The 12,994-nt window shown below is 68.6% G+C and carries 14 protein-coding genes; 3 read left to right on the top strand and 11 right to left on the bottom strand.

The window, feature by feature from the left end; translation table 11 throughout:
- Window positions 1-114: 114 nt before the first annotated feature.
- Complete coding sequence (locus FHR95_RS06330; RefSeq protein ID WP_040185254.1) at window positions 115-426, bottom strand: hypothetical protein; 312 nt, start codon at window positions 424-426, stop codon at window positions 115-117.
- A 120-nt stretch (window positions 427-546) separates the two neighbouring features.
- Window positions 547-1,416, bottom strand: a complete 870-nt coding sequence (locus FHR95_RS06325) for a LysR family transcriptional regulator ArgP (protein ID WP_183313793.1) — start codon at window positions 1,414-1,416, stop codon at window positions 547-549.
- A 133-nt stretch (window positions 1,417-1,549) separates the two neighbouring features.
- Here FHR95_RS06325 and FHR95_RS06320 point away from each other — a divergent pair, with 133 nt between their 5' ends.
- Together FHR95_RS06320 and FHR95_RS17270 are read left to right on the top strand one after the other, a co-directional pair.
- The gene (locus FHR95_RS06320) at window positions 1,550-2,164 is read left to right on the top strand and encodes a LysE/ArgO family amino acid transporter (RefSeq protein WP_183313792.1); all 615 of its coding nucleotides are present in this window, start codon (window positions 1,550-1,552) and stop codon (window positions 2,162-2,164) included.
- Window positions 2,165-2,236: 72 nt separating this feature from the next.
- The gene (locus tag FHR95_RS17270) at window positions 2,237-3,181 is read left to right on the top strand and encodes a GGDEF domain-containing protein (protein WP_183313791.1); all 945 of its coding nucleotides are present in this window, start codon (window positions 2,237-2,239) and stop codon (window positions 3,179-3,181) included.
- 43 nt (window positions 3,182-3,224) lie between these two features.
- Here FHR95_RS17270 and mltF read toward each other — a convergent pair whose 3' ends face one another.
- From mltF to FHR95_RS06285, 6 genes are all read right to left on the bottom strand, one after another.
- Window positions 3,225-4,604, bottom strand: coding sequence for a membrane-bound lytic murein transglycosylase MltF (gene mltF / locus FHR95_RS06310; protein ID WP_183313790.1), 1,380 nt, complete (start codon window positions 4,602-4,604; stop codon window positions 3,225-3,227).
- A 99-nt stretch (window positions 4,605-4,703) separates the two neighbouring features.
- Window positions 4,704-5,378 carry a DUF6064 family protein gene (locus tag FHR95_RS06305; protein WP_183313789.1) on the bottom strand — a complete coding sequence of 225 codons (675 nt, stop codon included), beginning with the start codon at window positions 5,376-5,378 and terminating at the stop codon, window positions 4,704-4,706.
- A gap of 3 nt (window positions 5,379-5,381) precedes the next feature.
- Window positions 5,382-6,314: an aldo/keto reductase gene (locus FHR95_RS06300; RefSeq protein ID WP_221199243.1), complete on the bottom strand. Its 933-nt coding sequence runs from the start codon at window positions 6,312-6,314 to the stop codon at window positions 5,382-5,384.
- A gap of 233 nt (window positions 6,315-6,547) precedes the next feature.
- Window positions 6,548-7,489, bottom strand: coding sequence for a patatin-like phospholipase family protein (locus tag FHR95_RS06295; RefSeq protein WP_183313788.1), 942 nt, complete (start codon window positions 7,487-7,489; stop codon window positions 6,548-6,550).
- 5 nt (window positions 7,490-7,494) lie between these two features.
- Window positions 7,495-8,961, bottom strand: coding sequence for a dihydrolipoyl dehydrogenase (locus FHR95_RS06290; protein ID WP_183313787.1), 1,467 nt, complete (start codon window positions 8,959-8,961; stop codon window positions 7,495-7,497).
- A gap of 134 nt (window positions 8,962-9,095) precedes the next feature.
- The gene (locus FHR95_RS06285; protein WP_183313786.1) at window positions 9,096-9,713 is read right to left on the bottom strand and encodes a LysE family translocator; all 618 of its coding nucleotides are present in this window, start codon (window positions 9,711-9,713) and stop codon (window positions 9,096-9,098) included.
- Between the two features lie 145 nt (window positions 9,714-9,858).
- Between FHR95_RS06285 and FHR95_RS06280 the strand changes: the two genes are divergently transcribed.
- Complete coding sequence (locus FHR95_RS06280) at window positions 9,859-10,356, top strand: Lrp/AsnC family transcriptional regulator (RefSeq protein ID WP_183313785.1); 498 nt, start codon at window positions 9,859-9,861, stop codon at window positions 10,354-10,356.
- Here the strand turns inward: FHR95_RS06280 and FHR95_RS06275 are convergent.
- From FHR95_RS06275 to FHR95_RS06265, 3 genes are read right to left on the bottom strand one after another with little or no spacing between them, the layout of a single operon-like run.
- Window positions 10,353-10,889: a hydrogenase maturation protease gene (locus tag FHR95_RS06275; RefSeq protein ID WP_183313784.1), complete on the bottom strand. Its 537-nt coding sequence runs from the start codon at window positions 10,887-10,889 to the stop codon at window positions 10,353-10,355. The two genes, FHR95_RS06280 and FHR95_RS06275, sit on opposite strands and share 4 nt — an antisense overlap.
- Window positions 10,873-12,174: a Ni/Fe hydrogenase subunit alpha gene (locus FHR95_RS06270; RefSeq protein WP_183313783.1), complete on the bottom strand. Its 1,302-nt coding sequence runs from the start codon at window positions 12,172-12,174 to the stop codon at window positions 10,873-10,875. Before FHR95_RS06270 ends, FHR95_RS06275 begins: the two co-directional genes overlap by 17 nt.
- Window positions 12,171-12,992, bottom strand: coding sequence for an NADH-quinone oxidoreductase subunit B family protein (locus FHR95_RS06265; RefSeq protein WP_183313782.1), 822 nt, complete (start codon window positions 12,990-12,992; stop codon window positions 12,171-12,173). The genes FHR95_RS06270 and FHR95_RS06265 overlap by 4 nt, the downstream gene beginning before the upstream one ends.
- Window positions 12,993-12,994 lie beyond the last annotated feature (2 nt).

Raw genomic sequence — 12,994 nt, 5'->3', positions numbered from 1 at the left:
AGAGCTGGCGGAGGGGCCAAACGGTCCGACACAATGAAAACACCCCATTCGGCTTGGAGCCGAATGGGGTGGGGTGACAGCATGCGTCTCTTCTCTCTCCCGCCTTCCGCGGGCTCAGCGCTGTGGCTGCTCCTCGAACAGCTCGGCCTTGGCATCCCGCATGACGTCCTCGCAGGCGGCCTGATGCGCGAGCTGGGTGAGCAGGCTCTGGCTCAGGGCAAAGCCCTTCTCCAGGCAGGTGTCGACCTCCTCACGGCTCACTTCGGGGGTGACGTTGCAGTCAATCTTGATCGTTCTTCCACCACTGTCCAACTTGTCGGCGAATTCGCGAAGGTACCAGGCAATTCGCGCCTTCCAGTTGGCCGATTCTTCCACGCCTTCGTTTACGCTAAACGTGCACTGCCACTCCGGTTTGTAGACCTTCATGAGAACCTCCCGTGCTGGCTGGAAAGAATGATCGATCGTGTTTCTGCTCCGTAGCTGAAGATGTTGCACAGTCATCATACAGACTTTCGCTCGGCTGACCATCGTGCCGTCGCCGGCGGCTCACTCGAGCCTGACCCCGCACAGTACGCCGGTCAGCCGCTCCAGCAGCTCACCGCTGTGCCGCCAGAAGTGCCAGTAGAGTGGCACGGCAAGCGAACGCTCGGGGGCGATGCTGTCCAGTCGGCCCTCGGCCACCAGCGATGCGACCTGCATCTGCGGCAGCATGCCGTAGCCCATGCCGGCGACGGTGAGGCGCACGAAGCCTTCCGACGAGGGACAGAGGTGGTAGGGAAAACTGCCGTGGTAGCCGCAGCTGGCCAGGAAGCGGTGCTGCAACTGGTCATGGGGGCCATAGACGATGGCCGGGGCCCGGCGGAAGGCCTCGACGGTTGGCCCGTCCGGGAAATGGCGGGCGATATAGTCCGGGGTGGCGAAGGGGTGGTAGACCATGGTGCCGAGTGGCACGCAGCGGGCCCCGGCGATGGGCTGGTCGCTGGCGCATAGGCAGGCCGCGACCTCGCCGTCGCGCAGCCGCTTGAGGCCCACGTCCTGGTCCTCGACCACCATATCCAGCAGCAGGCCCTCCGTCCGGCAGAAGTCACCGACGGCCACGGCCCACCAGGTCGCCAGGCTGTCGGCATTGAGGACGATGCGCAGCCGCGGGGATGCCTCCTCCAGGGTCGGCAGGGCGGCGCGCAGATCGCGCTCCAGCAGCTGGACCTGCTGGACGTGGTTGAGCAGTCGCTGGCCCGCCGGGGTGGGTCGCAGGGCGGGGTGGCGGATCAGCACGGGTTGCCCGAGGCGGACCTCCAACGCCTTGATCCGTTGGGAGACCGCCGACTGAGAGAGGCCCAGCTGCTCGCCGGCGCGCTCGAAGCCGCCGAACTCGACCACCGTGGCCAGCGCCTGGAGCAGCTTGTAGTCCAGCATGGGAGCTCCGTGTCGGGAAGGAGGGACGGTCCAAGTATAAGCAAAACTGATGCAATATTAGCAGGATGATTTTTCGGCATGTCGGGGTGTCGCTACGATGGCCGCTCACCACGGAACAGGGAGGAGAAAGGCCATGCTGGAGAGCTATCTGACCGGGCTGGTAGTGTGCGGCGGGATCATCGTCGCCATCGGCGCGCAGAATGCCTATGTGCTGGGAGTGGCCGTGCGACGGGAGCACCACTGGTGGTCGGCCGGGCTTTGCATGAGTACCGACGTGCTGCTGCTGGCCGCCGGCATGTTCGGGGTCAGTGCGCTGCTGCTGAGCATGCCGAGCGCCATGGAGGTGCTGCGCTGGCTGGGGGTGGTGTTCCTTGCCTGGCTGGCGGCTCAGGCCTTCCACCGCGCAGTCTGTGGCCGGCAGGGGCTGGCCGGCGGCGCGTCGGGCGGGCGCAGCCGCCGCGCTGTGCTGCTCGCCACTCTTGCCGTCACGCTGCTCAACCCCCAGGTCTATCTCGATACCCTGCTGCTGATCCCGGCCATCGGCGCCCAGCAGCAGAGCACGGCCACCTTCGTGGCGGGGGCCATCTCGGCCTCGATCCTGTGGTTCAGCCTGCTAGCCTGGGGCGGCGCGGCTCTCTCGCCCTGGCTCTCTCGGCCGCTGGCCTGGCGGGCGATCGATGCCGCCATCGGCATGATGATGGCGGCCATCGCCGTACAGCTGGCCTTCGGGGCCAGCCTCACGGCCTGACGGGGATCAAGCGGTCCGCCGATTCCGACCGCGGGCTTTGCAATCAACGAGCGGCTTGGCTCTACTGGTGCCATGACACCAGACCAGACCCCCGCTACCCCGGAGCGCAAGTTCGAGCGCTCGCTGGTTGAGGAGATCCTCGAAGCCTCGCCCGACGGCATTCTCGTCGTCGACGACCAGGGGATGATCACCTGCCACAATCAACGACTGTTCGAGGTGCTCGGCATTCCGCCCGGGTCAATTTCCGGTGGCGAAGACGGTGACCTGGCGGGCTTGGACGACCAGCACCTCCTGGCACAGGCGCTTTGGCGCTTCCGAGAACCCGAGGCCTTCCTGGAGCGGGTGGAGAGCCTCTACGCCGACCCCGACCTCGAAGATCACTCTGAACTGGCGTATCGCGATGGCCGCACCCTGGAGCGCCACTCGAAGGCGCTCTGGGGAGAGGGAAGGCGTTATGTCGGACGCGTCTGGTTCTTCCGCGACATCACGGCACGCAAGCGGGCGGAGCATGCCTTGGAGCAACTGGCCCGGCATGACCCGCTCACCGGTGCCGCCAACCGCCGCCACTTCTTCGAGCGGGCCGCCGAGGAGCTCGCCCGTGCCCGGCGCCACGGCGTTGCCCTCTCGCTGGTGATGCTCGATCTCGATCATTTCAAGCGAATCAACGACCACTGGGGACACGCCGCGGGCGACCGGGTGCTGCAGGCCTTCGCCGCCGGTGTTCGCTCGCTGCTGCGCCGGGAAGACCTGTTCGGGCGCATCGGCGGCGAGGAGTTCGTGGTGCTGCTGCCGGCCACCGACCCGGAAGGGGCCCTGCAACTGGCCGAGCGCCTGCGTCAACATACCGAGGGCCTCGAGTTCGCGGAGGACGGCGAGCGGGTGAGCGTGACCACCAGTGCCGGCGTGGCGACTCTGGAAGCGGGGGATGCCTCACTGGATGCCCTCCTGCAGCGGGCGGACGAAGCGCTCTATGCCGCCAAACGGGCCGGTCGCAATCGCTCGTTCTGCCAGGCCTAGGGCGTCGCCGCCGGCTGCACGCGAGCCTTTGACATCCCCTTGCTTATTCCCCGTCAGACGGCGAGAGTTCCACCGCGGGGCCGATCACATCCTGGTAGTTGCGGATCCGCTGGACATAGTGCACCGGCTCATAGCCTCGCGCGTAGCCGTAGCGGGTCTGCGGGTAGTAGCGCTTGTCGGCCTTGAGGGGGAGTACCTCCCGCATGTCTTCCCAGGAGTCCGGGTCTTTTCCCAGGTCGCGGGCCAGCTGTCGGGCGTCCAGCAGGTGGCCGCGGCCGATATTGTAGCTGGCCAGGGCCAGGTAGGTGCGGTCCGGCTCGGGAATGGTCTCGGGCAGCCGGCGGTGGCGGTCGGCGAGATAGCGCGCGCCGCCGTCGATAGCGGCGGCCGGGTCCAGTCGGTTATCGACCCCCAGCGAGCGTGCGGTGTTCTGCGTGAGCATCATGATGCCACGCACGCCGGTGGGCGAGACGGCCCGGGGGTCCCAGTGCGACTCCTGATAGGACAACGCGGCGAGCAGATCAGCGGGCATGCCGGTGGCTTGCTCGGCCGCCACGAAGAGCTCGAGGAAGGAGGGCAGGCGCTCGTCAATGCGCCGATTCAGCGCGCGCAGATCAACGAAGTCGAATTCGCCGATGTAGGCGTAGTAGCGCTCTTGCATCGCGGCGATGCTCTGCTCGCCCTGGTCGCTCTCCATCCACTGCGTGGCCAGCTCGGACAGCGCCTGGTGGCCCTCGGGCAGGTACCAGCCCAGCCGATCACCGCTGGTCAGGTTCATGGCGACCTCCAGATGCGGGAAATGCCGGCGCACTACCCGCACGATATTGGAGTCGGCCAAGGTGCAGTCGATGCGCCGCTCGGCCACCTCGGCCAGCAGCATCTCGGTGGTACGCGGGTCCTCCTCGAAGGTGATGCCGGTGTAACGGTTGACCAGGCTGCGCAGTTTTTCCGCATAGCTGGAATCGGCGGTGACGCGGATCTCGACGCCGGCCATCTCCTCCACCTCGCGGGGCAGGGGGCGCATATCGCGGTGGCAGACCAGCTGCTCGACAATATCGGTATGACCGGGGCCACGGCGGAAGCGCTCGTCGCGGGACGGCAGGTGGGTCAGCCCGGCGGCAGCCAGGTCGACCTCACCGGCCTCCAGGGCCTCCAGCACCTCGGCGATGGACTCCCGCAGCACCCATTCGACCTCCCAGCCCTGCTCCTCGGCGAACTGCTGGACGAGATCATGCTCCGGGCCGGCCGGGGTTTCGTCGCGGTCCAGATAGTAGGTGGTGGCGGCATTGCGAGTGGCCACCTTCAACGTCTCGCCCGGTTCGGGCGGGTCGAGCAGCGTGAGCGGAGGCTCGCTGGGCTCGCAGCCCAGCAGCAGGGCCAGCGGCAGCAGCATAGTGGCAGTGAGCAGGCGGGATCGGGACATGGCACGGGTATCCTGACCATGGAAATGATGCATCCAGCCTACCAGGCTCCGGTCAGCGCCTCGCCGGGGCGAGTCAACGCAGGGCGCGCTGCGGGTATGCTAGGCGTCGCGGGGCCACAGTCTCGCTGCCAGGGCCACGGCGACGGCCAGCAGGGGTAGCCAGGCCCCCTGTTCCCCGAGAAGCTCGAGGGTGAGCCCGCTCTGCAGGCACCAGAGGCCGGGAATGATCAGCAGCGGCCAGGCGCGCCGGGCCGGTTCGGCCATGGCCGCCAGGCCCAGCGTGGCGATGGCGAGCGGGTCGGGCGTGAGCCCGATGACCTCCGCACCCGACAGCCCTCGGCCCGTGGCCAGCGCGGTCAGGGGGTGCAGCAACAGGGCATAGGCGAACAGGCCGATACCCAGGCCGCGCCGCGCGCTCCAGCGCCCCGGCAGGCGCAGGCCACCCCGCAGGTTGCCCAGGATGACCAGCAGCAGCGCCTGGAGAGCGAACAGCGGAATGACATAGTTCATGCCCCAGTGAACGGGGGCGTAGCGCTGCCACAGGAAGGCCCAGGCCACAAAGATCCAGGCCACGGCGAGCAGCGCGACGACCAGGCGAGTGCCCCACGGGCGAGGGCGCAGCAGCAGGACCAGCGCCGCGGCCCCCAGCACCAGCGCGAGCAGCTGGGCGGGCCACAGTGCCTGATTGTGCAGCTCGAACAGCCTCGCATAGACCCGCGGCGAGACCATCAGCAGGTCCTCGGGGCGATAGGTCCACCATGCACTGTTGCCCATGCGCTACAGCCCTCGTACGTAGTCGGCCATGCGACGGCGCATGGCGTCGTCGGGCAGCGGCTCGCGGGCGGCGGCAAGGTTCTCGCGGACATGCTCGACCTGGGTGGTGGCGGGGATGGCGCAGGTGATCGCCGGGTGGGAGATGATGTACTTGAGGATGAACTGCGCCCAGGTGGTGGCCTCTATCTCGGCGGCCCAGGGCGGCAGCGGCTTGTCCGCCAGGCGGCGGATCAGGCGCTTCTGCTGGAAGGGGCGGTTGGCGATCACCCCGATGCCGCGCTCTCGGGCGAGAGGCAGCAGGCGCTGTTCGGCCTCGCGGTCGACGATGTTATAGGTAAGCTGAACGCTGTCCAGCGGTGCGCGGCGCATGATGCGTTCGACCTCGTCATGGCGCCGCCCATGAGAGGTGGTGATGCCCAGGTGGCGTACCTCGCCGGCTGCCTTCATGGCCTGCAGGGTCTCGAGATGGCCCTCCCAGCCCAGCAGGTTGTGGATCTGCAGCATGTCGAAGCGCGGCACGCCCCACTCGCGTCGGGAGGCCTCGATCTGCGCCGGCCCCTCGGCGGGGCTGGAGGTCCAGACCTTGTCGGCGGCATAGACACGCTCGACGGCCTCGAGGTGCTTCAACGCATGGCCGATCGTCGCCTGAGAGGAGCCGTACATCGGCGAGGAGTCGATCAGGCGTCCGCCCGCGGCGAAGAAGGCCGCCATGACCGCGGTGCACGCCTCGAGCAGGACGGGATCATCGCCGACGTTGAAGGTGATCCAGCTGCCCAGGCCGACCCGGGGCAGCGCCACGCCGGTGCCGGGCAGCTCGCGGGTCAGTGGCCCGCTCGCCTGCGCCAGGGCGCCGGCGGGCAGCGCCATGACGGCCGCCGCGGAGAGCATGCCCCGCAGCAGGCGGCGGCGAGAGAGGGTAGGGAGAGGCTTGGCCATGATGCGCTCCTGGTCATACTCAACACAGTGTACAGGGCTATTGCAGTTGGCCTTAGCGAGGGACGCCGGGGGCAGGCCGAAGAGGATGTCCTACGCCAGGGATGGCGTCGGTAGCGCCCATGGAGGGGTTTACAGCGCGTCCTCGTAGGCCTGCCGACGGATCAGCCCCGAGCAGTACTGTTATCTGCGATAGCCCTGACACAGTGTAGCGGTTGGTTGACGGTAGCCATCCATCAGGGAGAGGGCGTGGCCGGCTGGGCACGCCATGCCTTCAGCCGGTCGCGCAGCTGCTCGGCGTCGGGCTCGGCCTGACGCAGGATCTCGTCGATGCGATTGAAGTGCAGCAGGCGCACGCCCCGGGTCTCCGGGCGCAGGTAGAGATCGGGCGGCCGATGTCGCAGCGATTGGCGGATGATCGCCTGCTGCATGATCTTGAAGCTGTTGAACAGCATGTCGGACAGGCCGAGCTCTTCCCCGTTCTCCAGCTCTCGGCTGCCCGAGACGTCCACGGCGATAACCCAATCAACCTCGCCGTGAAGCCGGTCGTAGGGCAGGGGGTTGGAGATTCCGCCATCGATCAGCAGCTGCTCGCCACGGTGGGCGGGCAGGAACAGCCCCGGCACCGCCATGCTGGCCTCGATGGCCGGAAACAGCGGCCCCTCGTCGATGATCACGCTATCGCCCGTCCAGTAGTCGGTGGCCACCACCTCGAGCGGGATACGTAGCTCATCGAAGCTGCTCACCTCGGTATGGCTTGCCAGAAAGCGCAGGAAGCCGGCCGAATCGAGCAGGCCGGCATCGTCACGCCCGAACGGCATGAGCGCGGTCAGTTCTACCTCCGATGCGGCCAGGCCCGACAGGGCATCCAGCGGCGAGCCGGCCACGTCGTCGAAGATGTCGCGGATCGCCTCGGCCGGCAGGCCGGCGGCATAGAGCCCGCCGATGACCGCGCCAATGCTGGATCCGATGATGCGGTCGGGCACGATTTCGAGGTCATCGAAGACCTGCAGGATGGCGATATGCGCCAGGCCGTTGGCGCCGCCCGAGCCCAGCGCCAGACCGATGGTGGGCTGCGTCGTCGGGGTGTCGGCGGACCTCGCCGCGACCGGGCTCACTACCACCAGGGTGGCGGTGAGCAGGACCGACGTGATCAGGGCCGTGATTCGGCGTGGCATGGTGCTCAGTCTCCGGGTCCGCACTCCATGCAGCGCTCGGTGATGGCCGGGCCCTGTTGCAGGTTGGCATTGAGGTCGCGCAGGGCGCTGCGCAACCCCTCCTCGAGCACGGGGTGATAGAAGGGCATCTCCAGGATGCGGCTCACGCTGGGCCGCTCTTCCAGCATCCAGGCCAGCAGGTGCGCCATGTGCTCGACGCGGGGGCCGAACAGCTCGGCACCCAGAAACTGGCCCGAGCCGTGCTCGGCGTAGAGGCGCATCAGGCCGCGGTTCTGGCGCATCACCACGGCGCGCCCCTGATCCTCGAAAGAGGCCTCGCCGCTGGCGATGCAGTCACAGCCGCCAAACTGCGCTTCCAGCTCAGCGCGGCTTGCGCCGATGGTCGCCATCTGCGGGTCGGTGAAGACCACGGCGAGGGGCACGTTGCGGCTGCCGGCACGCGGTTCCGGGTAGCGCCCGGCGTTGTCGCCGGCGATGCGCCCTTCGGTGTTGGCTTCATGCAGCAGCGGCAGTTCCTGGTTGGCGTCGCCGGCAATGAAGATATGGCTGGGGCTATCATCGGCATTGCGGCACTGCAGGGTGAAGCGGTTGTAATGGGGCATTCCCTTGTCGTCGACGGCCAGGCCGGCCTTGTCCAGGTCGAGGCGGTCGACGTTGGGGCGCCGGCCGGTGGCAGCCAGCAGGTAATCGAAGCGCTCGGTGAGGCGATTGCCGGTCTCGCGCTCGAGGAAGGTGATCACCACGGCGTCGCCGTCGCGCTCGATGCGCTCCACCTTGGCGTCGGGGTCAATGTAGAACTCCGCGTTGAAGGTGCGGTCGGCGTACGCCCTTACCTCCTCGTCCTGGAAGGGCCCCAGGGCACCGCCCACGCCGAAGACGCGCAGGCGCACGCCCAGCCGGTGCAGCGCCTGGCCGAGCTCCAGGCCAATCACGCCCGGGCCGAACACGGCGACCGACTCGGGCAGGTCGTCCCACGCAAAGACATCGTCGTTGACGACCAGCCGGTCGCCGGCCGCCTCGAAGAAGCCTGGCCAGGTGCCGCGCGAGCCGGTGGCGATGACGATGGTGCGCGCCGTCACACGGGTATGGTCGCCGACGATCAGGGTGTGCGGGTCCTCGAAGCGCGCGTGGCCCTCAAGGCGGTTGTCCTCGCCCAGGCGCGCCACTGTCTTCAACACGCGCCCCACGAAGCCGTCGCGTTCGCGCTGGACGCGCTGCATGACGGCGCGTCCATCCACCTCCACTGGGCCGGTGCGCACGCCGAAGCCGCCGGCATCGCGGGCGTGGTGGGCGGATTCGGCGGCGGCGATCAGCAGCTTCGAGGGCATGCAGCCGACCCGGGCACAGGTGGTGCCATAGGCCCCGCCCTCGATCAGCAGCACGCTGTCGCTGTGCTTGTTGGCGGCGTGCCAGGCGCTCAGGCCGGCGCTGCCGGCGCCGATGATGGCGATATCGACCTCACGTTCCTGCATCGGGCGCTCCTCTTGCTGACGGGCATGTGTCGCTGTGCATGCGTCGATGTGTACGGCTCCACTATGGCACAGGATGGGGACGTGCCGCCGGGCCACAACGGTGGCGTCTTGACGCAGGACAAGGTCATGTTCCCTCAGGCGGCCAGGCGCAGGGCGAAGCCGATCATCAGCGAGCCGAAGGTCCAGCGCTGCAGGCGCGCCCGCAGTGGACTGACGGCGAACCAGCGCTGCAGCGCGGCGCCCAGGGTGGCGTAGCCGGCATCGAACAGCAGGCCGATGCCCACCAGCAGGCTGCCCAGCAGGGCGAACTGCAGCAGCACGGGCCCCTCGCCGGGATGCACGAACTGCGGCAGCAGCACCGAGCAGAACAGCAGCGACTTGGGGTTGAGGAGGTTAGTCAGCAGGCCACGGCGCCAGGCGCGGCGATGACCGGCGTCGAGCCTCCCCTCGCTGACCGCGTCGACGTTCGTCGTGGCGCCGGGCGAGCGGAGCAGCTGTAGGCCGACCCAGGCCAGGTAGGCGCCCCCTGCGTAGCGCACCGCATCGAAGGTCCAGGGCGCGGTGGCGAACAGTGTGGCGAGCCCCAGGGCCGCCAGCGCCACGTGCAGGCCGCGCGCCACGGCAAGACCGGCCGCGGTGGCCAGCGCCTGGGCGTGCCCCTGCTGGCTGCCGGTCTGCAGCACCAGGATCATGTCGGGGCCGGGCAGCAGATAGATCGCCGCCAGCGCCCCGATAAACAGCCACAGCTCCATAGAATTCGCCCTCGCCGTTGTGACATACCTTTCCTGAAGGCGGCCAGTCTAGCCGGGAGAGCGCCGGCAGGTCCTTGCGAAGTTGGCCAGGAAAGCGGCTAAAATTGGCAGAAGATGCCAATAAAGAAAAATGAGGTGAATGTTTATGCCAAACACTCGGCTGGATGCCATCGACCGGCGAATCTTGGCGGCGCTGCAGCGCGACGCGCGATTGAGCAACGTGCAGCTGGCCGAGGAGGTGAACCTCTCGCCCTCGCCCTGCCTGCGACGGGTGCGCCAGCTGGAGGCGGAGGGGCTGATCCGCGGCTATCACGCCGAGCTGGACCGCGGCGGGGTGGGCCTCGGCCTCACCGTCTTCGTCGGCGTCAAGGTGGAACGCCACCACGAGGCCGAAGCCAACGCCTTCCGCGAGGCGGTCGTGGCGCTGCCGGAGGTGATCTCTGCCCACCTGGTGTCGGGGGAGTCGGACTTCCTGCTGCAGGTGGTGGTCGCGGACCTGGCGGCCTACGAGCGTTTCCTGACCGGGACCCTGCTGCGCCTGCCCGGCGTCAGCGATATCCGTAGCAACTTCGCCATCCAGAGCGTCAAGGAGCACGGCCCGCTGCCGCTCACACAGCCCGAGGACAAGGGTCGGAGCCCCTAGCCGGCGTCGAGCCAGTCCAGGACTGCCGCGTAGAGTCGCTTGGCCTGGGCGGCGTTAAGGCCGGGTGCCGACATCTCGGCGTCAGGCGTGTCGGGGCCTGCTTCTGCCGGCATCTCGATGCCGATGATCCGGATACCCGCCCGGAAGAGCCCCAAGGCCTCGACCAGCGCCAAGGTGCCCGCCAGGTCGAGGCCATGAGAAGAAAGCGAGGAGAGCGATGCGGCGGCCGGGGGGAGCTCCGCCGGCGCAAAGACCTTGAGGGTGCCGGGCGGTCCCTGGCCCCGCATGGCGTCGACCAGCAGCAGGCGGTCGTTCGCCGTCACCGTATGGAGGAAGAGGTCGACGGGCTGGGCGAGTCGCGCGACCGTGAGATCATCATGCTCGCGCAATGCCTCGCCCAGCCACTCGATGGCGCGCCAGCCCAGGCGGTCCCCGCCATGGGGCGAGCCGAGCCCGAAGAGATAGGCATGGCCCCCGGGCCGACCATCTGCGGCGTTCATCACGGCCACGCTCTGGTCACTCTCGTATGGCATGGAAGTCCAGGAAGTGGGTGGCGCAGGAGATGCAGGGGTCGTAGTTGCGGATCACCATCTCGCCGCGCAGGCGCAGGGCATCGTCGTCGCGCTCCAGGCCGAAGCGCGTGAGGCTCGCCGCGAGGTCCTCCTCCATCCGGGCCTGGTTCTGGCTGGTCGGCGGGACGATGCGGGCCTCGACGACCCGGGCCTGATCGTCCAGCGCATAGCGATGCCAGAGGATGCCGCGGGGGGCCTCGGTGCAGCCGACGCCGACCCCAGCCCGGGCGGGCGCCTCGGCATGGGGCTCGGCGGCGGGGGCGTACTCCTCGGTGAGGCGCAGCGCCTCGCTGAGGGCGACATGCATTTCCACCGCCCGGGCGACGATGCTGTGGAACATGTTGCGGCTGGGAAAGCGCACGCCGAGGTCGTCGAGCTGCTGTCGCAGCGCCTCGGGCAGCCGGTCGAGGTTGTTGTTGAGCCGGGCCAGCGGCCCGACCAGGTAGGGATGGCCGTCGAGCTGGGCGTGCAGGGCGGTGGAGTGGGGCACCTGGAACTCGCGAAAGTGCTGCTCGAAGTCGGCCGGGGCGATGTCGAGCCCCTGGTCGGAGACGATCCGGCCCTGAGTGATGGGGTAGTCGTGGTCATGGCGCAACGAGACGGAGACGAACGCCTGGTCGTCCTCGGGCAGCGGCAGGCCGGCGACCCAGGTGATCAGCTCGCGGGCCTCCTCGAGGCCTTCCGCCAGGTGCTGTCGAAGGGTCTCGATGGCCGCCGTGTCGGGGGCGTGGAAGAAGCCGCCCGGACAGATGCCGACCGGGTGCACCGAGCGGCCGCCGAAGGTGCGGATGATCTCGTTGCCAAGCCCCTGGAGCCGCAGGCCACGGCGCACCTCGTCCGGGTAGTCCCTGGCCATCGCCGGGGCGCTCTCAAAGCCGAGGAAGTCGGGGGCGGCCAGCAGGTGGATGTGCAGGCTGTGGCTCTGCAGCCACTCGCCGCAGTACATCACCCGGCGCATCGCCTCTACCCAGGGGCTGGGCGTGACGCCGAGGATCGACTCGATCGCCGCCACCGCACTCATCTGGTAGGCCACGGGGCAGATGCCGCAGATGCGGGCCACGCTGTCGATCACGTCCTGGGTGCTGCGGCCCTCGAGCAGCTTCTCGAACAGCCGGGGCGGCTCGAAGATGCGCAGCGTCAGCGTCTCGATCCGGCCGGCCGCGATGCGGATGTCCAGGGCGCCCTCGCCCTCGACCCGTGCCAGGATGGGTACATGGATCTCGCCGGTTCGCGTGTCGTGACTCATCCCTGCTCCTCCTCGCGGCCCTGACGCGTGATGACCCGGGCCTGCCAGTCCAGGCCCTCACGCCGGAACGGTTCGGCATGGCCGTTGATGAACAGCAGGCGCCGGGCGATGTCGCCCGCCGGCATGCCGCTATCGGCCAGGTGGCTGGCCAGTGCCGAGACGTTGGCCTGCACGGCGGGCCCGTAGCAGGCGTAGCAGTCCCGTTGCCAGCGGGGGCAGATCGCCCCGCAGCCGGTGCTGGTGACCGGGCCCATGCAGGGCTGGCCCTTGGCGACCATCACGCACACCGCCTGCTGGCGCTTGCACTCCATGCACACCGCGCTGTGGTCGACCCGGGGCAGGTGGCCGGCCAGTAGAGACTTGGTGGCGCCGAGCACCTGTTCGCCGCTGACCGGGCAGCCCCAGAGTTCCAGGTCGACCCTGACGCTCTCGGCAATCGGGGTCGAGTCGGCGAGCAGGTCGATATGCTCGGGCTCTGCATAGACCCCGGACACCCACTCGTCGGCGTCGTGGAGGTTGCGCAGCGCCTGGATGCCGCCGGCGGTGGCACAGGCGCCGATGGTGACCAGGTAGCGACTGCGCTGGCGGATCCCGTGCAGGCGCGCGGCGTCCTGGGAGGTGGCCACGCTGCCCTCGACGAAGGCGATGTCGACCTCGGCCTCCTCGTCGATCGGCCCGGCCTCGGCGAAGTGCAGGATATCGACGGTCTCGGCCAGGGCCAGCAGGGGTTCGCCCAGGTTGAGGAAGGCCAGCTGGCAGCCGTCGCAGGAGCTGAACTTGTGCACGGCGATGCGGGGGCGGCGGGTCGCGGTGGTCATGG

The sequence above is a fragment of the Halomonas fontilapidosi genome (genome assembly GCF_014192285.1).
Lineage (GTDB): Bacteria > Pseudomonadota > Gammaproteobacteria > Pseudomonadales > Halomonadaceae > Halomonas > Halomonas fontilapidosi.
Note: the sequence above shows the minus strand (reverse complement) of the source record. Positions and strands in the feature narration are given on the sequence as shown.

Bases quoted from the DNA above. Each gene is read 5' to 3' on its own strand.
- FHR95_RS06330 (WP_040185254.1), bottom strand. From the start codon at position 426: ATGAAGGTCTACAAACCGGAGTGGCAGTGCACGTTTAGCGTAAACGAA.
- FHR95_RS06325 (WP_183313793.1), bottom strand. From the start codon at position 1,416: ATGCTGGACTACAAGCTGCTCCAGGCGCTGGCCACGGTGGTCGAGTTC.
- FHR95_RS06320 (WP_183313792.1), top strand. From the start codon at position 1,550: ATGCTGGAGAGCTATCTGACCGGGCTGGTAGTGTGCGGCGGGATCATC.
- FHR95_RS17270 (WP_183313791.1), top strand. From the start codon at position 2,237: ATGACACCAGACCAGACCCCCGCTACCCCGGAGCGCAAGTTCGAGCGC.
- mltF (WP_183313790.1), bottom strand. From the start codon at position 4,604: ATGTCCCGATCCCGCCTGCTCACTGCCACTATGCTGCTGCCGCTGGCC.
- FHR95_RS06305 (WP_183313789.1), bottom strand. From the start codon at position 5,378: ATGGGCAACAGTGCATGGTGGACCTATCGCCCCGAGGACCTGCTGATG.
- FHR95_RS06300 (WP_221199243.1), bottom strand. From the start codon at position 6,314: ATGGCCAAGCCTCTCCCTACCCTCTCTCGCCGCCGCCTGCTGCGGGGC.
- FHR95_RS06295 (WP_183313788.1), bottom strand. From the start codon at position 7,489: ATGCCACGCCGAATCACGGCCCTGATCACGTCGGTCCTGCTCACCGCC.
- FHR95_RS06290 (WP_183313787.1), bottom strand. From the start codon at position 8,961: ATGCAGGAACGTGAGGTCGATATCGCCATCATCGGCGCCGGCAGCGCC.
- FHR95_RS06285 (WP_183313786.1), bottom strand. From the start codon at position 9,713: ATGGAGCTGTGGCTGTTTATCGGGGCGCTGGCGGCGATCTATCTGCTG.
- FHR95_RS06280 (WP_183313785.1), top strand. From the start codon at position 9,859: ATGCCAAACACTCGGCTGGATGCCATCGACCGGCGAATCTTGGCGGCG.
- FHR95_RS06275 (WP_183313784.1), bottom strand. From the start codon at position 10,889: ATGCCATACGAGAGTGACCAGAGCGTGGCCGTGATGAACGCCGCAGAT.
- FHR95_RS06270 (WP_183313783.1), bottom strand. From the start codon at position 12,174: ATGAGTCACGACACGCGAACCGGCGAGATCCATGTACCCATCCTGGCA.
- FHR95_RS06265 (WP_183313782.1), bottom strand. From the start codon at position 12,992: ATGACCACCGCGACCCGCCGCCCCCGCATCGCCGTGCACAAGTTCAGC.